The 19675-nt window shown below is 71.8% G+C and carries 22 protein-coding genes; 10 read left to right on the top strand and 12 right to left on the bottom strand.

The annotated features are described in order from the left end of the window. Positions 1–121 precede the first annotated feature (121 nt). Positions 122–754: a GntR family transcriptional regulator gene (locus tag FDP22_RS08935; protein WP_239031933.1), complete on the top strand. Its 633-nt coding sequence runs from the start codon at positions 122–124 to the stop codon at positions 752–754. Next, positions 751–1587 (top strand): GNAT family N-acetyltransferase, encoded by an 837-nt coding sequence (locus FDP22_RS08940; protein ID WP_138572060.1) that lies wholly within the window; start codon positions 751–753, stop codon positions 1585–1587. The genes FDP22_RS08935 and FDP22_RS08940 overlap by 4 nt, the downstream gene beginning before the upstream one ends. Before the next feature lie 531 nt (positions 1588–2118). Here FDP22_RS08940 and FDP22_RS08945 read toward each other — a convergent pair. The 7 genes from FDP22_RS08945 to FDP22_RS08975 all read right to left on the bottom strand — a co-directional run bounded on the left by FDP22_RS08945 (position 2119) and on the right by FDP22_RS08975 (position 8303). Further along, positions 2119–3498 carry an MATE family efflux transporter gene (locus FDP22_RS08945; protein WP_138572059.1) on the bottom strand — a complete coding sequence of 460 codons (1380 nt, stop codon included), beginning with the start codon at positions 3496–3498 and terminating at the stop codon, positions 2119–2121. 96 nt (positions 3499–3594) lie between these two features. Then, positions 3595–4035: a MarR family winged helix-turn-helix transcriptional regulator gene (locus tag FDP22_RS08950; RefSeq protein ID WP_138572058.1), complete on the bottom strand. Its 441-nt coding sequence runs from the start codon at positions 4033–4035 to the stop codon at positions 3595–3597. A 76-nt stretch (positions 4036–4111) separates the two neighbouring features. After that, positions 4112–4420, bottom strand: a complete 309-nt coding sequence (gene hmuQ, locus FDP22_RS08955; RefSeq protein ID WP_138572057.1) for a heme-degrading protein HmuQ — start codon at positions 4418–4420, stop codon at positions 4112–4114. Positions 4421–4465: 45 nt separating this feature from the next. Continuing rightward, positions 4466–5293 (bottom strand): ATP-binding cassette domain-containing protein, encoded by an 828-nt coding sequence (locus FDP22_RS08960; RefSeq protein WP_138572056.1) that lies wholly within the window; start codon positions 5291–5293, stop codon positions 4466–4468. Further along, on the bottom strand, positions 5286–6338 hold the full coding sequence (locus FDP22_RS08965; protein ID WP_205910865.1) for a FecCD family ABC transporter permease: 1053 nt from the start codon (positions 6336–6338) through the stop codon (positions 5286–5288). The genes FDP22_RS08960 and FDP22_RS08965 overlap by 8 nt, the downstream gene beginning before the upstream one ends. Further along, positions 6328–7227 (bottom strand): heme/hemin ABC transporter substrate-binding protein, encoded by a 900-nt coding sequence (locus FDP22_RS08970; RefSeq protein WP_138572054.1) that lies wholly within the window; start codon positions 7225–7227, stop codon positions 6328–6330. Before FDP22_RS08970 ends, FDP22_RS08965 begins: the two co-directional genes overlap by 11 nt. Continuing rightward, positions 7224–8303: a hemin-degrading factor gene (locus FDP22_RS08975; protein ID WP_138572053.1), complete on the bottom strand. Its 1080-nt coding sequence runs from the start codon at positions 8301–8303 to the stop codon at positions 7224–7226. The genes FDP22_RS08970 and FDP22_RS08975 overlap by 4 nt, the downstream gene beginning before the upstream one ends. A gap of 252 nt (positions 8304–8555) precedes the next feature. On the opposite strand from FDP22_RS08975, the gene FDP22_RS08980 reads away from it, so the two are divergent. The 5 genes from FDP22_RS08980 to FDP22_RS09000 all read left to right on the top strand — a co-directional run bounded on the left by FDP22_RS08980 (position 8556) and on the right by FDP22_RS09000 (position 12287). Then, complete coding sequence (locus FDP22_RS08980; RefSeq protein ID WP_138572052.1) at positions 8556–8747, top strand: hypothetical protein; 192 nt, start codon at positions 8556–8558, stop codon at positions 8745–8747. Continuing rightward, a complete protein-coding gene (gene hemP, locus FDP22_RS08985) occupies positions 8744–8941 on the top strand; it encodes a hemin uptake protein HemP (RefSeq protein ID WP_138572051.1) in 198 nt (65 codons plus the stop codon). Before FDP22_RS08980 ends, hemP begins: the two co-directional genes overlap by 4 nt. Positions 8942–9369: 428 nt before the next feature. Next, on the top strand, positions 9370–9879 hold the full coding sequence (locus FDP22_RS08990) for a TRAP transporter small permease subunit (RefSeq protein ID WP_138572050.1): 510 nt from the start codon (positions 9370–9372) through the stop codon (positions 9877–9879). Next, the gene (locus tag FDP22_RS08995) at positions 9876–11201 is read left to right on the top strand and encodes a TRAP transporter large permease (RefSeq protein ID WP_138572049.1); all 1326 of its coding nucleotides are present in this window, start codon (positions 9876–9878) and stop codon (positions 11199–11201) included. Before FDP22_RS08990 ends, FDP22_RS08995 begins: the two co-directional genes overlap by 4 nt. 39 nt (positions 11202–11240) lie before the next feature. Continuing rightward, positions 11241–12287, top strand: coding sequence for a TRAP transporter substrate-binding protein (locus tag FDP22_RS09000; protein WP_138572048.1), 1047 nt, complete (start codon positions 11241–11243; stop codon positions 12285–12287). A 317-nt stretch (positions 12288–12604) separates the two neighbouring features. Here the strand turns inward: FDP22_RS09000 and pip are convergent, their stop codons facing one another. Further along, on the bottom strand, positions 12605–13585 hold the full coding sequence (pip, locus tag FDP22_RS09005; RefSeq protein ID WP_138572047.1) for a prolyl aminopeptidase: 981 nt from the start codon (positions 13583–13585) through the stop codon (positions 12605–12607). A gap of 67 nt (positions 13586–13652) precedes the next feature. On the opposite strand from pip, the gene ubiG reads away from it, so the two are divergent. After that, the gene (gene ubiG, locus FDP22_RS09010; RefSeq protein ID WP_138572046.1) at positions 13653–14390 is read left to right on the top strand and encodes a bifunctional 2-polyprenyl-6-hydroxyphenol methylase/3-demethylubiquinol 3-O-methyltransferase UbiG; all 738 of its coding nucleotides are present in this window, start codon (positions 13653–13655) and stop codon (positions 14388–14390) included. Here ubiG and FDP22_RS09015 read toward each other — a convergent pair. Next, on the bottom strand, positions 14360–14953 hold the full coding sequence (locus FDP22_RS09015; RefSeq protein WP_170317641.1) for a DUF2064 domain-containing protein: 594 nt from the start codon (positions 14951–14953) through the stop codon (positions 14360–14362). The two genes, ubiG and FDP22_RS09015, sit on opposite strands and share 31 nt — an antisense overlap. After that, entirely contained in the window at positions 14946–15647 is a 702-nt protein-coding gene (locus FDP22_RS09020) for a glycosyltransferase (protein WP_138572044.1), read from the bottom strand. The genes FDP22_RS09015 and FDP22_RS09020 overlap by 8 nt, the downstream gene beginning before the upstream one ends. Before the next feature lie 91 nt (positions 15648–15738). Here FDP22_RS09020 and ygfZ point away from each other — a divergent pair, with 91 nt between their 5' ends. Continuing rightward, the gene (gene ygfZ / locus FDP22_RS09025) at positions 15739–16566 is read left to right on the top strand and encodes a CAF17-like 4Fe-4S cluster assembly/insertion protein YgfZ (protein ID WP_138572043.1); all 828 of its coding nucleotides are present in this window, start codon (positions 15739–15741) and stop codon (positions 16564–16566) included. A 67-nt stretch (positions 16567–16633) separates the two neighbouring features. Next, entirely contained in the window at positions 16634–17149 is a 516-nt protein-coding gene (locus FDP22_RS09030) for a cupin domain-containing protein (RefSeq protein WP_138572042.1), read from the top strand. A gap of 888 nt (positions 17150–18037) precedes the next feature. Here FDP22_RS09030 and FDP22_RS09040 read toward each other — a convergent pair. Beyond that, entirely contained in the window at positions 18038–18823 is a 786-nt protein-coding gene (locus tag FDP22_RS09040) for an inositol monophosphatase family protein (protein ID WP_138572040.1), read from the bottom strand. A gap of 148 nt (positions 18824–18971) precedes the next feature. After that, the gene (gene efp / locus FDP22_RS09045; RefSeq protein WP_138572039.1) at positions 18972–19535 is read right to left on the bottom strand and encodes an elongation factor P; all 564 of its coding nucleotides are present in this window, start codon (positions 19533–19535) and stop codon (positions 18972–18974) included. Positions 19536–19675 lie beyond the last annotated feature (140 nt).

Here is a 19675-nt window from a genome sequence, read left to right on the forward strand (position 1 = left end):
TACATTCGTGCGCATGCAGGGTCGGCCGCCTGCCAGTCCGGCCGTTTGCAATGGATGGACCGACTTGGCCAAGGACAGCCTTGAGACAGCGCCGCCCGTCGAGACCGTGAAGCGGGATCTGATGCGCGCCATTCTCGACCACCGGCTGCCCCCCGGCACCCGGCTCACCGAGGAAGCGGCGGCAGCGCATTACGGCGTGGGGCGCACGGTGGTGCGCACGGCGCTGCTCTCGCTCGCGCATGACGGGCTCGTCACCATCGAGCGCAATCGCGGCGCCTTCGTCGCCCGCCCGGCCCCGCAGGAAGCGCGGGAGGTGTTCGAGGCCCGCTCGCTGCTGGAACCGCGCGCCGCCCGGCTCGCCGCGCAGCGCGCCACCCCCGCCGACATCGAGGACCTGCGCCGCCACCTGAGGGAGGAGCACGGCGCGCTCGCCGCGGGGGACACCGGCAGCGCCGTCCTCCTCTCCGGCCAGTTCCACACCCGCATCGCCGAGATCGCCGCGCAGGAAACCATCGCCAGCTTCGTGCGCGCCCTCGTCTCGCGCTCCTCGCTGGTGATCGCGCTCTACTGGCGCCGGCGCGACACCGTGTGCGAGAGCCATGCCCACCATGAACTGCTGTCGGCCATCGGCCGGGGAGACGGCGCCGCCGCGGAGGAACTGATGCAGAGCCACCTCGTGGATCTCCTGTCCGGGCTCGACCTGTCGGACGGCATCCGCCCCGTCTCCAGCCTCGCCAAGGCGTTGCAGGGATGATGGACATCCGTCCGGTGCGGCAGGACGAAATGCCGCTGATCCTGGGCTGGGCCCGGGACGAGGGCTGGAACCCGGGGCTGGACGATGCCGCGATGTTCCATGACGCGGACCCGGAGGGCTTTCTCGTCGGCCACATTAGGGGAGAGCCGGTCGCCGCCATTTCCGTGGTGCGCCAGGGCACGTCCTACGGCTTTCTCGGGCTCTACATCGTGCCGCCGAAATGGCGCCGCCGCGGCCTCGGGCTGGAGATCTGGAAGGCGGGCATGGAGCGGCTGGAGGGCCGGGTCGTCGGGCTCGACGGCGTGCCGGAGCAGCAGGACAACTACCGTCTCTCCGGCTTCGAGGAAGCGCATCAGAGCCACCGCTACACCGGCCTGCTTCCCAGCTACATGGGCCGCGCCAACGTCGAGCCGGTGGGGCACAGGAACCTCGCGCCGGCGCTCAGCTTCGACCGCAAGGTCGCCGGGGTGCAGCGCACTACCTACATCGGCCGGATGCTGACCGACAGCGTCACCCGCCGCTCGGTGGCAGTGGTCGACGGCGGCGTGCTGCACGGGCTCGCAACCGCGCGCTTCTGCGACACCGGGGTGAAGATCGGCCCGCTGCTGGCCTATGACGGCGACGTGGCGCTCCAGCTCATCTCCGGCCTCGCGCCCTGGATCGGCCGTGTGCCTGTGTCCATCGACGTGCCCTCGCCGAACCATGAAGGCGTGAAACTGGTGACCGGCCTGGGCCTGAAACCGGTGTTCCAGACCGCGCGGATGTATCGCGGCCCGGCGCCGAAGGCCGACATCTCCCGCTGTTTTGGCATCGCCACGCTGGAACTCGGCTGAAACCTGGGGCACCGGCTGGCGCCGCGACCGGGCCCGGCGGCATTCATTGCCTGCGGATGGACCCTTGCGGCAGGTCCGGTGCGCAAGCACGCCCGCCTCTCCGCCTCTCCGCCTCTCCGCCTCTCCGCCTCTCCGCCTCTCCGCCTCTCCGCCTCTCCGCCTCTCCGCCTCTCCGCCTCTCCGCCTCTCCGCCTCTCCGCCTCTCCGCCTCTCCGCGTTGGTCGGGCGCTCGGGGGCTGATGTCCCCAGCCATTGGCCGGAGGTCCGGGCGGGGCCATGCCCCGGGAGACGCCACGATCGCGCTGGAACACGGCCTGCCGCCGGTCCCGTCAGGGGCGCGGCTGCCGGGGCAGGGGCGCCCGGGGCCGCTTCTCGGCGTGGCGGCCGGTGGGCCAGCGGCCGCGCCTCGACCGGGGCAGCACCGGTCTGGTCCTGCGTCGGGACAGGGTCGGGACCCCGTGCGGCGGGGCCGGTTCGCGCCGGGGCGCTGCTCCGGAGGACGGCGGGCGATGGCCCCGCGTTGCGCGGGGGTCAGCCCCGGGCCAGTTTCCGCCACGCCCCGAAGTGCAGCCCGACGGCGACGAACACCCCGTAGAGGGTCATCGCCACGGCCACGAGCAGGAGCAGCCGGTCGGGCGTGAGCCCTCCCGCTCCCCCGAGCAGGGCAATGCCGCCGGCCACGATCACGAAGCGCAGCACCGCGCCGAGCACCGGCATCGCCAGCGTTTCCAGCCCCTGGCTGGCGCAGTAGAGGCACAGCCCGAGACCGAAGAAGAAATAGAGCGGGCTCACCCGGCCGAGGTAGGCGGAGGCCGCGGCCGCCACGTCCGGATCCGTGGTGAACAGGCTCCACCACAGCTGCGGCCAGAGCGCCAGCACGCTGCCCAGCACCCCCATCGCCACCGAGGTGAGGAGCGCGCCCGTCCAGGCGGTGCGCACCGCCAGCCCTGCCTTTCCGGCGCCCAGCAGCGTGCCCGACACCACCATGAGCGAGCCGCCGACCCCGAAGATGATCGGGATCACGGTGAGTTCGAGGCGCGCGCCGATGCCGTAGCCCGCCAGCCATTCCGGCCCGAACCGCCCGAAGGCGGCGGTGACCACGATGGCGTAGAGGATGGTGATGGTGGACTGCCCGCCCGCCAGCATGCCCGCGCGCAGCAGCCGGCCCGCGCCGCTGAGCCCGCCCCAGCCGTAGGCGGACAGCCGCAGCTCCCGCCCCGGGCGTGACAGCACCACCGCCAGGAAGCTGCAGCCCGCCGCATAGGCCAGCACCAGCGCCCCGGCGGCTCCGGGCACGGCCCAGCTTTCCGGGGCGAAGCGCAGCGCCTGGATGCACAGGAAATGGGTGCTCACCACGGTGAAGGAGCCCATCAGCGGCCGGACCATGTCGCCCGAGCCGCGCAGCGCCGCCCCCATCATGTTGTAGAGCCAGAGCAGCACGATGCCGGAAAACAGCACCTGCGAATAGGTGACCGCCGCGTCCAGCACCGGCCCCTCGCCCCCCATGAGGGAGAACAGCATGCGGCCGAGCCCCAGGATGAGCACCGTCTTGATCAGCCCGGCCGAGGCGGCGATGAGCAGCGCGAGGCGCAGCACCACGTTGGCGCGGCGCAGATCCCCCGCGCCGAGCGCCCGGGCGATGGCCCCGGAAATCGCCCCGCCGATGGCGCCGCCCGCCAGCATCAGCGACAGCATGTAGCAGGGAAAGACGAGGCTTGCCGCGGCGAAGGGCACCGGGCCCGCGTGGCCGAGGAACGCGCCCTCCACCATCACCAGAACCGACTGGATCAGCGTCGCCCCCATCCCCGGAATGCAGAGCCGGAACAGCGTGGCGAGCGGGCGGTCCAGCAGGCGGCGCCGCGCCTCCTGCGAGCCGCGGCGAGGCCCTGCGGCGGGGGCGGTGGTGGCCATGTCGGGGAACCCTTGGAGAGGCACGGGGAGAGGGGGCGCCGCGGGACCGCATGCGCGGGGGAGGATGGGCGCCGGAGGCCGGACCGGGCGGCAGGCTCAGGGCGGGGCGGTTTCGTCCTCGGCCTGGTGCAGCAGGCGGGAGGCCTGGTCCAGCATCCGGTCCAGTTCGGTCTTGCCCGATTGCCCGAGCAGGCGCGAGACCTCGGCCTGCGCCCCGGCCCAGAGCGGCTCGGCAAGGGCGATGCGGGCCTGGCCCGCGTCGGTGATTCGCACTGCCTTGGTGCGGCCGTCGCAGCCCTGGCCGATGGAGATCCAGCCTTCGGCCGCCAGCGGCGACAGGGCCCGGGTGATGGAGCTGCGCTCGGCCCCCACCGCGTCGGCCAGTTCGGCGATGCACAGCGGGCCGCGCGTGCGGATGGTGTCGAGCAGGGTCATCTGGGTGCCCTTCAGACCCGCCTCGCGCAGCGCGGCGTCATAGATCTGCGAGATCTGCCGCGCGAGGCGGCGCACCCGGAAACATGTGCAATCAGGATCCATGCACCTACACTAATGCGTATGCACGGGTCGGGCAAGCGCAGGGCGCCTGCGCCGCCCGCCCTGCGCGGCGCCGGTGTCAGGCCTCGAGGATCGATTCGAACAGTTCGACCTGCGGGTGCCCCAGCGTCATCGGCTTGTTCTGCCCGGCCCCGGCATGGGCGCGGCGGAACTGCTCGGACTTCGTCCAGGCCTCGAAGGCGGCGCGGTCCGCCCAGATGGTGTGCGAGGCGTAGAGCGTGTGGTCCTCTGCCGCCGGGCCCTTGAGCAGGTGGAACGAGACGAAGCCGGGCACTTCGTGGAGGTGGCTCTCGCGGCTGCGCCAGACCTCCTCGAAGGTCTCGGTGGCCTCGGGCAGCACCCGGAAGCGGTTCATGGCGAGGAACATGGCGTGTCTCCTGTGTGGTGTGCCGGCGCGCGGGCCGGCCTGCGGTCATCGGGGCGCTTGGCCCGGAACGGGTGTCGGGGGCGCGCCGTAGCTCGGCAGGATGCGCAGCGTGCCGTCCGGCCCGGTTTCGACGCGGACCTCTGTAGCGTAGAGCTGCCCGAGGCGCGAGGGGGTGCAGACCGTGCGCGGCGGCCCGAGCGCCACCAGCCGCCCGGCCTCCATCAGCCCGATCCGGTCCGCGAAGGCGGCGGCGAGGTTGAGGTCATGCAGCACCGCGACCACGCCTGCGCCGGCCCGGGCCTCGGCCGCCGCCAGCCGCATGGTGACGATCTGCTGGGCGATGTCGAGGCTGGCGGTGGGCTCGTCCAGCAGCAGCCAGTGGCCGCCGCCGAGCAGCCGCCCGGCGCGCAGCTGCGCCAGTGTCCGGGCGAGGTGGGCGCGCAACTGCTGCCCCCCCGACAGGCGGGAGAGCGGGACCCGCGCCCGTGCCTCCAGCCGCGTGTCCGCGAGCACGCCGGAGACCAGCCGCCGGGCCTCCGCCGGGGCGATCTCGCGCGGAATGCCCAGCCCGGCCAGGGCCTCGACGGTGAAGGGCAGGGCGCTGGCCGGGGCCTGTTCGAGCACCGCCCGGGCCCGGGCCAGCCGCGCCGGGGAGAGGGAGGTGACGGGCGCGCCGGAAAGCCGCGCCGCGCCGGTGTCGGGCCTCCGGTCGCCCGCCAGGAGCGAGAGCAGGCTGGACTTCCCCGCGCCGTTCGGGCCGCAGAGCGCCAGCAGCTCGCCCGGGTGCACGGCGAGGGTGATGTCCTGCAGCACCCGCCGTCCGGACAGGACGAGGCCGGCGCCCTCCAGCGTGAGGGCGGCGGGATCAGCCATGCAGCCCTCCCCGCCGCCGCAGCAGCAGCCACAGGAAGAACGGCCCGCCGATGAGGCTGGTCGCCAGCCCGATGGGCGGCTCCGCCGGCGGGATGGCGAGGCGGGTTGCGAGGTCGGCCAGCATGAGGAGCGCGGTTCCCGTGAGCGCGGAGACCGGCAGCACCGCCCGGTGCCCCGGCCCGCACATCAGCCGGGCGAGATGTGGCGCGACCAGGCCGATGAAGCCGATCGGCCCGGCCGCCGCGGTGGCCGCGCCGGTGGCGAGCGCGGTCCAGAGCCCGGCGCGGAACTTGGCGCGCTCCACGTCCAGCCCGGCGTGGAAGGCGGCGCGCTCGCCAAGCTGGAACAGGTCCAGCGCGCCGGCCAGCGGCAGGAAGCGCGTGGCGGCCAGCGCGCTCACGCCGAGCGCCACCAGCGCCACCGGCCAGCCGGCGCCGCCGAGCGAGCCCATCTGCCACAGCGACAGGGTGCGCAGGGCGACGTCGTCGCTCACGTAGATCAACCCGCCGATGCCGGCGAAGGCGATGGCATTCACCGCCACCCCGGCAAGGATGAGCGTGGCCACCGAGGTGCCGGCCCGGTTCCGGGCGGCGAGAAACACGAAGGCCGTCACCGCTCCGGCCCCGGCGAAGGCGCCCAGCGGCAGCAGGTAGGGGGCGAGACCGGCGGGGATGCCGCGCGCCCCGCCCATGAGCACGATCACGCTCACCGCGCCGAGCGCCGCGCCGGCGGTGACGCCGATCAGGCCCGGGTCGGCCAGCGGGTTGCGCAGCACGCCCTGCAGCGTGGCGCCCGACAGCGCCAGGCTGGTGCCCGCGGCCAGCGCCAGCACCACGCGCGGCGCGCGGATCTGCAGCAGGATGGCCTCATGCGCGGGGCTGCCGTGGCCGGTGAGCACCGCGAGCATCTCGGCGGGCGAAATCGCCACGGGCCCCAGCCCCAGCCCGGCGAGGGCCAGCACGACGGTCGCCAGCACCAGCAACGGTACCAGCAGCGCCCGGCCGGGGCCGGAGCTCACCGGCAGGTCCGCGGTTTCAGAGGCCAAGGCGGTCCGCATCCTCGGGATGCAACGCGCGCATCAGCGCGCGCACCGCCTCCGGTGTGCGCGGCCCGAAGCCGACCAGCAGCATCCCGTCCATGGCGATCAGCCGCCCGGCTTGCCCGGCAGGGGTCTGGGCGATGTCGGGCCGCGCGAGGATGGCCTGCGCGCCGCCGTAGCGCCCGAGGAAATCGCTCATCATCAGCACCGCGTCCGGGCGTGCGGCGATGATGGCCTCCATTGTCATCGGCCGGTAGCCTTCGATGCCCTCCACCGCGTTCACGCCGCTGGCGAGGCGGATCATCTCCTCCGCCTCCGTGCCGGCACCGGCCACCAGCGGGGCGCCCTCCTGCAGCGCCAGGATGAAGAGCACGCGGGGGTGCGTGGCCAGCCCGTCGGCGAGGCCGGCGAGCCGGGTCATCCGGGCCTGGTACTCCGCGATGAGCGGCGCCGCGCGCTCCGACAGGCCGAGCGCGTCGGCGACGAACTGCATCTTGCGCGGCACGATGTCGGCGGCGGTGCCGGACGGCCCGGTCCCGATCGCCAGCCCGGCGGCGCGCAACTGCTCGAGCACCGCCGGCGGGCCGGCCTCGGCGCCGGCCAGCATCAGGTCCGGCGCCTGGGCGAGGATGCCCTCCGCGGGCAGGGCGCGCAGGTAGCCCACCCGGGGCAGGGCGGCCGCCTCGGGCGGAAAGTTCGAGGTGGTGTCCACCGCGATCACCCGGTCGCCGGCGCCCAGGGCGAAGGCGATCTCGGTGAGGTCTCCGCCCGCGATCACCACCCGCTCCTGTGCGGCCGCGGCGAGGGGGGCGAGCAGCGCCAGCCCGGCGAGGGCCAGGGCCGGAAACGCCCGCGCCCGGGCCGGCAGCCCTCCTCCGGTCCGGGCGCGGATCATGCCGGCACCGGCGCGCCGAGGCCGGCCGCGATGGCCCGCCAGTCCTCCCGCTCCGGCTGGCCGGGCTTGCGCGCCCCGAAGACCATGCAGAAGCAGAAGCCGGTGTCGTCGAACAGCTCCACCGAGGTCACGATGCCGTCGGCGGTGGGTTTTCGCACCAGCCAGGCTGCGGCGACCGCATCGGTGCGCAGGTGCAGGTTGAAGCGCGGGTCGAGCACGTTGATCCAGGGGCCGTGGGGGCGGATGGTTTCCACCGGGCCGGTGTGGATCTGGATCGTGCCGGCGTTGCCGACGAAGATCATGATGGGCAGGCCCGCGGCGGCGCAGGTTTCCAGCAGCCGGGTTTCGGCGCCGGGGCCGAGGGGCAGCGCGTGCTCCGGCCCCGCGAGGCGCAGCGCCTGCTGGCGGCCGACGTCGTGCCGGCGCAGCAGGCCGAAGAATTCATGCGTGTCGGTCATCGCCGCCCAGTCGGCGCGCAGGGCGGCGACATCGATGGCGCTGTCCGGGCGGTCCGGCCGGGAGGGTGCGGCGGGCGTCACGGTCAGCGGCGCACTGGCGGCGGCTTCGGCGGGCAGCTCCCAGGTCTCGATCAGCGCGTCGAAGGCGATGCGGTCCGTGGCGTCGGTGGCGTAGATCTTCTGGATCGCGGTGCCGCTCGCGTCGAAGAACTGCAGCGAGAGGCGGTTGCCGGAGGCGACCTCCTCCTCCACCGCGAAGCCCGAGGCCCAGCGGTTCAGGAACAGGCGCAGGTCGATCTCGGCGCCGAGCACGAAGGCGGCCCCGCCCTCGACGTTCAGCGCCTCGAACCGGCCGTGGCGTTCGTGCACGCAGGCCTCGTTGCGGGTGAGCGACATGATGTCGCCGACGCCGGGCAGCGCCTCGATCACCGGGGCGAAGCCGCGCTCGGGGTGCGGGCGCAGCCGGCGCGCCTGCCCGCCGGCGCGCTTGGCGTCGACGAGCAGCGCTTCGGGAACGCCGAGAGCGGCGGCGGCGTCGCGCGCGCGGCGCGTCCCGCCGTCCGCGACGAGGGCCGTGTAACGGTCGAACAGGGCGGCGGGATCGGGCGAATCGAGCATAAGGGTCCATCCTCGGAGGTGGGCCCGGGCAGCGCGAAGCCAGCGCAGCGACCGGGCAGGCACGGGGCGCTGGCTCTCCGCACGGCCCTGGCGGGGGCGGGTGGCTCGACAGCTTCAGCTAGCGTATTCCGATTAAAATTGTCAACATGGCCCTGCGCGGTGAATTGACTAACAAGAGTGTTTTTGTCAGGTTAATCGCCGGGGTCGGGGCGATGCACCGGCCCGGCGAATGGCAGCGTGCGGGGAGATCCGATGATCATCTATCTCGAAACGGCGGCGGCGCGGGGACGTCGCCGCGCATCCGGGCCGGCCGACCGCCCCGAGGCGCCGCACCGGCCGTGGCGCGGGGAGGGGGTCGACCTGCTGCGTGACAGCCTGACCTGGCTGGTTCCGGTGGAGATGTCGATCGAACATCTGCTCGACCGCCTGGAGGCGCCGCGATGACCGACGACCCGCGCCCGGCCGACCTCCCCGCCGCCCCGGAGGTGTCCGAGGACCCGCTGCGGGTGTTCGACACCGCTCCGCGCCACGAGGTGCGGGACCTCACCGCCGGCGGCTCGGAGGCGGTGATCCTGCTCGACGGCAAGAGCTACCTGCTGCGCATCACCCGCCAGGGCAAGCTGATCCTCACCAAGTAGCGCCCGCGCCGCCGGTCACCACGCGTGACGGCGGGGCAGGGCGGGACGCGGCCCCGCCGGATGCGCTGCATCCGGCGACGGAGCGGCTTGCCGCTCCGCGACCGGGGCATGCCCCGGTCATGGGCCGCTGCGTGGCGCTCTCCCCGACCCGTGCGCCTGGCGGCGGCCAGTGGGGCGTTGCGCTATATTTCGGCACCGGTGCCATTATTGGTTTCGTTCTGTGCATACCGGGGGAATGGCCCGCCCTTATTTCGGGCATGGGCATTGACTGGTCAGTCAATTTCCGAATGATGAAGCTCAGTTCCTGAGCGGAGTTCCCACGTGACCGACCACCCGCACCTTCGCGCCTCCCACGCCCGGCGGCCCTGCGCCGCGTCTGGGTCCAGGCCCCTCTCCCGTGTCGTGCGCCCGATTCCGGCGGGGGCCTGATGCCGGCGGTCCTTCTGGCCTACATCCGCTGGGTGGAGCGCGTGAACCGGGTGATCGGCCGCGCGGCCATGTACCTGATCTTCGCGATGATGGGCATCCTGCTGTGGTCCTCGGTGTCGAAGGGCTTCTTCCAGCCCTCGCTCTGGACGCTGGAGATGGCCCAGTTCGTGATGGTGGGCTACTACATCCTCGGCGGCCCCTACTCCATGCAGCTCGGCGACCATGTGCGCATGGACCTGCTCTACGGCCGCTGGAGCCCGCGCGCCAAGGCCTGGGCGGACGGCATCACCTGCCTGTGCCTGATCGTCTACCTCGCCCTCCTGTTCTACGGCGCCGTCTCCAGCACCTCCTACGCGCTGCAATACGGCGAGCGCAGCTACTCCAGCTGGCGGCCCTACATGGCGCCGATCAAGCTGGTGATGTGCGTCGGCATCTTCCTGATGCTGCTGCAGGCCACCGCCGTCTTCCTGCGCGACATTGCCCGCATCCGCGGCGAGGAGATCGCATGAGCTACGAGATGATCGCGCTCACCATGTTCGCCTCGCTCATGGTGATGCTGCTGACCGGGCAGCGCGTGTTCGGCGCCATCGGCTTCGTGGCGGTGGTGGCCTCGCTGCTGCTCTGGGGCGACGGGGGCTCCGAGCTCGCCTTCTCCGCCGCGATGAAGCTGATGAAATGGTATCCGCTGCTCACCCTGCCGCTGTTCATCTTCATGGGCTACATGCTGTCGGAGAGCGGCATCGCGAGCGATCTCTACCGCGCCTTCCACGTGTGGTTCGGCGGGCTGCGCGGCGGGCTTGCCATCGGCACCATCGGGCTGATGGTGGTGGTCTCGGCGATGAACGGGCTCTCGGTCGCCGGCATGGCCATCGGGGCGACCATCGCGCTGCCCGAGCTGCTGCGCCGGGGCTATGACAAGGTGATGGTGACGGGGGTGGTGCAGGCCGGCTCCTCGCTCGGCATCCTGGTGCCGCCCTCGGTGGTGCTGGTGCTCTACGGCATGATCGCGCGCCAGCCGGTGGGGCAGCTGTGGCTGGCGGGCGCCGTGCCCGGGCTGCTCATGGCCGGGCTCTTCGTGGCCTATATCGCGGTGCGCTGCTGGCTGCAGCCGTCGCTCGGGCCGGTGCTGCCGGCCGCGGAGCGCCGCATGCCGCTGTCCGAGAAGCTCGGCCTGCTGCGCGCCGGCATCCTGCCGCTGGCGATCTTCTTCCTGATGACCGGCCTGTTCCTGATGGGGGTGACGAGCCTGGTGGAAAGCTCCGCCGTCGGCGCCCTCTCCGCCACCGGCGCGGCGCTGATCCGCGGCCGCCTCACCCGCAAGGTGATGGAGGACACCCTGCGCCAGACGCTGGGCATCTCCTGCATGTTCATGTGGATCATCCTCGCCGCGCTGTGCTTCGGCCAGGTGTTCGACGGGGTGGGCGCCGTGCGCTCCATCGAGACGCTGTTCGTGGACGAGTGGGGCCTCAGCCCCTGGGAAGTGCTGATCCTGATGCAGGTCACCTACATCATCATGGGCACCTTCCTCGACGACACCGCGATGCTGGTGATCGTGGCGCCGCTGTTCATTCCGCTGGTCGGCGCGCTGGGCTTCGACCTGGTGTGGTACGGCGTGCTCTACACCATCACCTGCCAGATCGCCTACATGACGCCGCCCTTCGGCTACAACCTGTTCCTGATGCGGGCGATGGCGCCGCCGGAGATCTCGCTGGGCGACATCTACCGCTCCATCCTGCCCTTCGCGCTCATCATGCTGCTGGCACTGGCGCTGGTGATGCTGTTTCCGCAAATCGCGCTGTGGCTGCCGCAGCACGTCCAGACGCGGGGCTGAGCCTCCCGCGCGCCGTTTCAAAACAGGGAGATAAAGGCAATGACCAAGAGACGCGACTTTCTGCTCGGGGCGGCCGCCGCCGCCACCGGAACCACCCTCGCCGCGCCCTACGTGAAGGCGCAGAGCCCGATCAAGTGGCGGCTGCAGACCTATGCCGGCCCGGCGCTGGCCGAGCACGTGATCAAGCCCTCCATCGACAGTTTCAACAAGGTGGCCCAGGGGCAGATGGAGATCGAGCTCTACTACGCGGACCAGCTTGTGCCCACGGGCGAGCTGTTCCGCGCCATGCAGCGCGGCACCATCGACGCGGTGCAGTCGGACGACGATTCCATCGCCGCTCCGGTGGATGTCTCCGTCTTCGGCGGCTACTTTCCCTTCGCCACGCGTTATTCGCTCGACGTGCCGGTGCTGTTCAACCAGTGGGGCCTGCGCGAGATCTGGGAGGAGGCCTACGGCGAGATCGACGGGGTGACCTGGCTCTCCGCCGGCGCCTGGGACCCGTGCCACTTCAACACCAAGGAGCCGATCCGCTCGCTGAAGGACCTGGAGGGCAAGCGTGTCTTCACTTTCCCCACCGCGGGCCGCTTCCTGTCGCGCTTCGGCGTGGTGCCGGTGACCCTGCCCTGGGAGGACGTGCAGGTAGCCATCCAGACCGGCGAGCTGGACGGCATCGCCTGGTCCGGCATCACCGAGGATTACACCGTGGGCTGGGCCGACGTGACGCCCTATTTCCTCACCAACAACATCTCCGGCGCCTGGTGCGGCAGCTATTTCGCCAACACCGAGCGCTGGGAGGAGCTGCCCGACCACCTCAAGGAACTGTTCCGCCTGTGCATGGACAGCTCGCACTACTACCGCCAGCACTGGTACTGGGGCGGCGAGGCGAAGCTGCGCGTGGAAGGCACGAAGATGGAGCTCACCTCCATTCCGGACGAGGAATGGGACACGGTGGAAACCGCCGCCCACGAGTTCTGGGACGAGATCGCCGGCGAGAGCGAGCGCAATGCCCGCGTGGTGCAGATCCTGAAGGATTACAACGCCGCCATGGTGAAGGCCGGCCGGCCCTACCGCTACGGCAAGGCCTGAGGGGCCTCGGTCAACGCCCCTGATTGCCCGGGCCTCTGGCCCGGGCAGCGCCTTCGGAAGGGGGAAACGGAGGGTCCGCGCAACCCGCCGATGCCCCTCGCCCGGGCGACCAGCCCGGGCAGCGCCCGACCCTCCCCCCGGGAGGGCGCTTTGGCGATGCCGCTCGCCGCACAGCCTTCGTCCGGGGCTATGGCATAAAGCGCTCACCACAAGCGCCCCCGCGCGCTCCCAGGGCCGGGCGCTGCCCTGTAGAGAGTGCGGCGAAGGGGACGTATGGGAGATCTGCTTCCGCTGCACGGGCTGATGCCTGCCCGCGCTCAGCGATCCCGCAGGCGGTCCATGATGCCGACCAGCTCGGTGGTGATTCCCGGCTCGGAGAGCGCGTGGCCCGCGGCCATCACCAGCGAGAGCTCCGATCCCGGCCAGGCCTGGTGCAGCGCCCAGGCGGCACGCGGCGGGCAGATCAGGTCGTAGCGGCCCTGCACGATGTAGCCGGGGATCTGTTCGATCAGCGGCATGTCGCGCAGGATCTGGCGGTCTTCCTCCAGAAAGCCGTGGTTCACGAAGTAATGGTTCTCCAGCCGGGCGAAGGCGCGGGCATATTCGCCCGCTCCGCCACGGCCCACCACCGGGCCCGGGTCCAGCGCGGCAAGCCCGCTCTCCCAGGCCACCCAGGCGCGGGCGAACCGCACCTGCTCCTCGTGGCTGGGCCCGAAGAGGCGGGCGTGGTAGGCGGCGATCAGGTCTCCCTGCTCCTCCTCGGGGATCATGTCGCGGAAGGTGGCCCAGCGTTCCGGCCAGAAGGCCCCGGCGGCACCGCCGTAGAACCAGTCCAGCTCCTCCTGCGTCATCAGGAACACGCCGCGCAGGATCAGCGCCTTCACCCGCTCCGGGTGCTTCTGGGCGTAGAGCAGCGAGAGCGTCGCGCCCCAGGAGCCGCCGAACACCGCCCAGGCGCCGATGTCCAGCCGCTCGCGGATGCGCTCGATGTCGCCCACGAGATGCCAGGTGGTGTTCTCCTGGATCGAGGCATGCGGGCGCGAGCGCCCGCAGCCGCGCTGGTCGAACAGGATCACGCGGTAATGGTCCGGGTCGAAGAAGCGGCGCATTCCGGGGCTGCAGCCGCCGCCGGGCCCGCCGTGGAGAATCACCACCGGCGCCCCTTTCGGATTGCCGCATTCTTCGACATAGATCGTGTGGCCGCCGGGCATCTCGAACAGGTGCATCCGGTAGGGTTCGAGCGGCGCGTAGAGACCTCGTCTCGGGTCTGCGCCATCATGTGTCACGTTTTCGCGCATGGTTGCACTATGTCATAACGCGTGCGCCGGGAAAATCCATACTCCCGAAGTCGGGCAGGAGAGAAAGATGCAAACAACCGTCGATACCGCAGAAATCGCCAAGTTCGAGGCGATGGCGGCGGAGTGGTGGGACCCGAAGGGCAAGTTCAAGCCGCTGCACATGCTCAATCCCTGCCGGCTGGGCTACATCGCCGACCAGGTCGCGGCGGAGTTCGGCCGCGACCTTTCCGCGCCCCGGCCCTTCGAGGGGCTGCGCCTGCTCGACATCGGCTGCGGCGGCGGGCTGCTGTGCGAGCCGATGGCGCGGCTGGGCGCCACCGTGACCGGGGTGGATGCCGCCCCGCGCAACATTCCCGTGGCGGAGATCCACGCCGCCCAGTCCGGGCTGGAGATCGATTACCGCACCGGCACGGCGGAGGAGATGGCCGCCGCCGGTGCGCAGTTCGACGTGGTGCTGAACATGGAGGTGGTCGAACACGTGGCCGACCCGCAGGCCTATCTCGACGCCTGCGCCGCCCTGCTGCGCCCCGGCGGCATGATGATCTGCTCCACGATCAACCGCAATCCCAAGAGCTTCGCCATGGCCATCGTGGGGGCGGAATGGGTGATGCGCTGGCTGCCCAAGGGCACGCATGAATGGCACCGGTTCATCACGCCGGACGAGCTGTTCGCGCTGATCTCGAAGGCCGGGCTGCAGCCGGTGGACCGCACGGGCTTCGTGTTCAACCCGCTCGGCTGGAGCTGGAGCCTGTCGCGGCGCGACCTGTCGGTGAACTACGTGACCACCAGCCTCAAGGCCGGCTGACGCGGCGCCCGGGCCTCCGGCACGGCGCAGGGGCGGGCGGGCTCCTCCAGCGGGCTGACGAAGGTCACCCGGTGGCCCTGCAGCCCGGCCAGCGTGTCGCCCAGCGTGTGACGGCTGAGCCAGCGCACGTCGCGAAACAGGGCCGGCGGCGCGGGGCAGCGGGCCCGCGCCAGCCCGATCAGCCAGTAGCCGCCGCCGGGGGTGGGCCCGAGCACGGCGTCGGACCGGCCGAGTGCTGCGAAGGCTTCCGCGATGTGCCGGCGGTCGATTCCCGGGATGCGCGGATCGACGACCAGCACCGGCCCCGGCCGGATGTCGCGCAGCAGGCGTGCCAGCGCCGCGCCCTGCCCGGCGGGAGAGCAGGGCGTGCGGCGCAGCGCCGGGCTGGCGGCGAGCACGGTCCAGCGCGGGTCATTGCCGAGCCGGCGCAGCAGCGCCCCGTCGCGCAGCCGGGCCAGCCCGCCGGGCAGCCGCGGGCCGGGGGCGGCACCGGTCGAGAAGCCCGGCGGGCCGGCTGCCGGCGTGTCGAGCAGCATCACCGTCTGGCGACGCGCCCTAGCCATTGCGCCCGTCCCGGGCCAACCCGCTGCCAGGCCGGCGCGCCGCCCTGGCCCCGAGGCCATGGCGCAGCAGGCCGGCCCAGTTCCGCGCGCCGCGGGTCCACCAGCCCTGGTCGAGATGGGGCTGGGCCGCGGCCGTCACCTCCGCGTCGATCGCCACGAGCTGCCCGGAGAGCGCCCGCGCCAGCGAGACATCCTCGAACCGTGCCGCCTCGGGATAGCCGCCGGCCCGCTCGTACAGGCCGCGCGGCACAAGCAGGCCCTGGTCGCCCATCGGCAGGCCGAACACGCGGGAGCGCCAGTTCGCCCAGCCCGCCACCAGCGCCGGCATCAGCCCCGGCGTGTCGAAGCGCAGGCGGAACCAGCCGGCCTTGCCCGGCCGGCTGCGGATATGGCTGCCGACGGCCTCGATCCAGCCCGGGCCGGGCACGCTGGCGGGGTGCAGTACCAGCAGCCAGCTTCCCCGCGCCACGGCCGCACCGGCTGCGAGCTGGTGGCCGCGCCCGCGCGGGCTGTGCACCAGCCGGGCGCCCAATTCGTCCGCCAGCGCCTCGATGCCGTCATCCGAGCCGCCGTCGGCGATGATCAGCTCCCGCACCAGCCCGGCGGCCAGCCCGTCGTAGAGCGCGCGCAGGCACGGCCCGAGGCGATCTGCCTCGTCCAGGGTTGGGATGATCACCGAAATCGGAGCGGACATGCGTGACGGTACCTTGTCATGGCTTTGTGGGATTTATACCTGTCGGAGCCGGGTTGTGCGACACCCGAGTTTGCCGACGGAGGCCGGAATCATGCCAGCGGAGTTTGACGGGGGCGCCCTCACGGGTGGTTTCATCGACGATACACGGAGCGTTCTGCGCCTGTCGGGGGCGGATGTGCGCGACTTCCTGCAGGGGCTGGTGACCAATGACGTGCGCCGCCTGGGGCCCGGAGCGCCGGTCTACGCGGCGCTGCTGAGCCCGCAGGGCAAGTTCCTGTTCGATTTCCTGCTGGTGGCCGATGGCGCGGACGTGCTGCTGGACACCGATGCCGAGGGTGCCGAGGCGCTGGCCCGGCGCCTGTCGATGTACCGGCTGCGCAAGGACGTGACCATCGCGGAGGCGGGGCTTTGCGTGGCGCTGCTGCCGCAGGGCGCCGCGGCGCCCGACGGCCCGATCGCCGTGGCCGACCCGCGTGACCCGGCGCTGGGCCTGCGTGTCTACGCCAGGCCCGCCGCCCTCGCCCTGCCGGCGGACGACGGGGCGGCCCGCGCCGCGCACGCGCTGCTGCGGGTGCGGCTGGGCGTGCCTGCCAGCGGGGCCGAGCTGCGCCGCGACGAGACCTTCATCCTCGAGGCCGGGTTCGAGCGGCTGCATGGTGTCGATTTCCGCAAGGGCTGCTACGTGGGGCAGGAGGTGACGGCGCGCATGAAGCACAAGACCGAGCTGCGCCGCGGCCTGGTGCGCCTGTCGGTGGAGGGGCTGGCCCCGCCGCCGGGCACCGAGATCACCGCGGATGGCCGGAGCGCCGGCACGCTGGGCAGCGTGGCCGGCGGCGAGGCGCTGGCGCTGATGCGCCTGGACCGGGTGAGCGGCGAGATGCGCGCCGGAGATGCCGTCCTGCGCCCCATCGAGGGCTGACCCGGGGCGGGGAACCCCGCCGCGCCTCCCGCGTTCCCCCGGCAGCATCAGCGGAAAGGAACACGCCATGACCGTTGCCTGCGAGGTGACCACGCTGTGGTTCGGGGATGACGGCGTCATCCCCAACAATCCCCGGCTTCCGGTGGTTCTCCTGCGCGCGGCCCTGCCGGCCGACGCCGGCGCGGCGCATGTCCGGAGCATTCACCAGCGCAATGGCTGGGGCGGAAACTGGGCCTATACGGTGTTCGATTACCATCACTGGCACCCGGATGCGCATGAGGTGCTGTCGGTCTCGCGCGGGGCGGCAGAGCTGATGCTGGGCGGGCCGCAGGGCGACCGGCTGGAGCTGCGTGCCGGCGACACGCTCGTCCTGCCCGCCGGCACCGGCCATTGCCGGCTGTCCGCCAGCGCCGATTTCGAGGTGTGCGGCGCCTATCCGCCGGGACAGGAGCACTACACGACCCGCCGGAACCGCCCCGCAGACCGCCGCGACGGCCCCGAGCAGATCGCCCGCGTGCCCCTGCCGGACCGCGACCCCGTCTTCGGCGACGCCGGCCCCCTGACACGCGCCTGGTCGCGCTGATCCGCGCGCGACGCCCGGCCCGCCGGCCTTCGGAGCAGGTGTCTACCCGCCTCCGCCTCAGGGAGGCCGGTCACACCCGGTCGCACCTGCGCGGGAGCCAGCCTGTCAGACGCCGCGGGAAGGGCGATGTCCGGGACGACAGGGCCCGCCGGATGGTGCGATGCCGCCCGGGCATGTGTGCGGACAGACCACGTCTGCGGACAGACATGACCCCCGTCATCCTGCAATTCCGGGCTTGCCGCGCCGCCCGGATGGGAGGGTGTTCCCTGTTCCCTGTTCCCTGTTCCCTGTTCCCTGTTCCCTGTTCCCTGTTCCCTGTTCCCTGTTCCCTGTTCCCTGTTCCCTGTTCCCTGTTCCCTGTTCCCTGAGCCCTGAGCCCTGAGCCCTGAGCCCTGAGCCCTGAGCCCTGAGCCCTGAGCCTTGGGAGGTTTGAGTCGGGCAGATGCTGGCCGGGCAAATGCATGCCGGGAAACCGCGCGCCAGGGAGATGCTGTACGGGAAAATGCGGGTCGCGGAGGCACAGGACGAGGAGAAGCGGGCTGTGGAAATGCGCGCCGGTGGAGATGCGGGACGGGGAGATGCGTGCCGGTGGAGATGCGTGCCGGTGGAGATGCGGGACGGTGGAGATGCGGGACGGTGGAGATGCGGGACGGTGGAGATGCGGGACGGGGAGATGCGGGACGGGGAGATGCGGGACGGGGAGATGCGGGACGGGGAGATGCGGGACGGGGAGATGCGGGACGGGGAGATGCGGGACGGGGAGATGCGGGACGGGGAGATGCGGGACGGGGAGATGCGGGACGGGGAGATGCGGGACGGGGAGATGCGAAAACGCCCCGTGGCGCGGGGCGCACGGGGCGTTTCGGAAGGCGGGTGGGTGGCCCGGTGTCAGTCGATCAGCAGCTTGCGGAGCGGGCCGTACATCGGTTCGTTCGCGCAGATCACGGAGCCGGCTTCGAGCACGTCCGCGTCGGACATCGCGCCGAGGAAGCCACCGGCTTCGCGCACGATCACCACGCCCGCGGCGATGTCCCAGACATTGATGCTGCGCTCCCAGTAGCCGTCGTAGCGGCCGGCGGCGACATAGGCCATGTCGAGGGCGGCCGAGCCCATGCGGCGCACGCCCGAGCACTGCGGCAGCAGGCGGCTGAGGTCGCGCAGGCTGGAGGGCAGGTCGCCCTTGCCGGCGAAGGGCAGGCCGGTGGCGAACAGGCAGCCGATCATCTCGCGACGGCCGCTCACGCGGAGGCGGCGGTCGTTCAGCCAGGCGCCGTTGCCCTTCTCGGCGGTGAACATCTCGTCCTTGATCGGGTCATAGATCACCCCGGCCACGATCTCGCCCTTGTGCTCCAGCGCGATGGAGATCGCCCAGTGCGGCAGGCCGTGCAGGAAGTTGGAGGTGCCGTCCAGCGGGTCGACGATCCAGCGGCGGGTGGGGTCCTTGCCCACCTCGGCGGCGCTCTCCTCACCCACCCAGCCGTAGTTCGGGCGGGCTTCCATCAGCTCCTCGCGGATGACCTGCTCGGCCTTGATGTCGGCGCGCGACACGAAGTCCCCGGCGGATTTCATCGAGACCTGCAGGTTCTCGACCTCGCCGAAGTCGCGCACGAGACCGCGGGCCGCCTTGCGGGCCGCCTTGATCATCACGTTGAGGTTGGGGGATGCGGTGCTCATCTGTCTTCGGTCCTTCCGGGGTCGGGTCCTGTTCCGCCATACCCCCGGGCAGCGGCGGCGCGCAAGCGCCGGGCAGGCATCCGGAGGAGCGAAACGCAAAACCCCCGGCCGGGCCGGGGGCGTGCTCAGTCTCAGGCTCGGGCGCGGCTCAGGCGCGCTCGACGTATTCGAACGTCTCGGTGTTCACGATGATCTTCTCGCCCTGGCCCACGAAGGGCGGCACGGTGATGCGCACGCCATTGTCCAGCACGGCGGGCTTGAAGCTGTTGGCGGCGGTCTGGCCCTTCACCACGGGCTCGGTTTCCTCGATGGTGCAGGTCACCTTCTCGGGCAGGGAGACGTTGAGCGCCTCCACGTCGTAATACTCGATGGTGACGGTCATGCCGTCCTGCAGGAAGGGGCGGCGGTCGCCCAGCAGGTCGGCGGGCAGGGCGATCTGCTCGAAGGTCTCGCTGTCCATGAAGGTCAGCATGCCGTCGGCCTCGAAGAGGAACTGCTGGTCCTTCTGCTCGAGCCGGATCTGCTCGACCTTGTCGGCGGAACGGAAGCGCTCGTTGAGCTTGGTGCCGTTGCGCAGGTTCTTCATCTCGACCTGGGCGAATGCGCCGCCCTTGCCGGGCTTCACATGGCTGACTTTCACCGCGACCCAGAGGCCGCCATCATGTTCCAGCGTGTTGCCGGGACGGATTTCATTGCCGTTGATCTTGGCCATCGGGTCCTCGAAAGAATGCTGCCGCGCCGGGGCGACGCGCTTTGGTCGGTCACGCCTGCGGCGCGCGGTGGTCTCGCGCGCCGCAGGCGCGAAACAGTCTCGCACGCCGGCAGCGCGGGGTAGGCGGCCGCGCCAAAGGG

This window comes from Paroceanicella profunda, assembly GCF_005887635.2.
GTDB lineage: Bacteria > Pseudomonadota > Alphaproteobacteria > Rhodobacterales > Rhodobacteraceae > Paroceanicella > Paroceanicella profunda.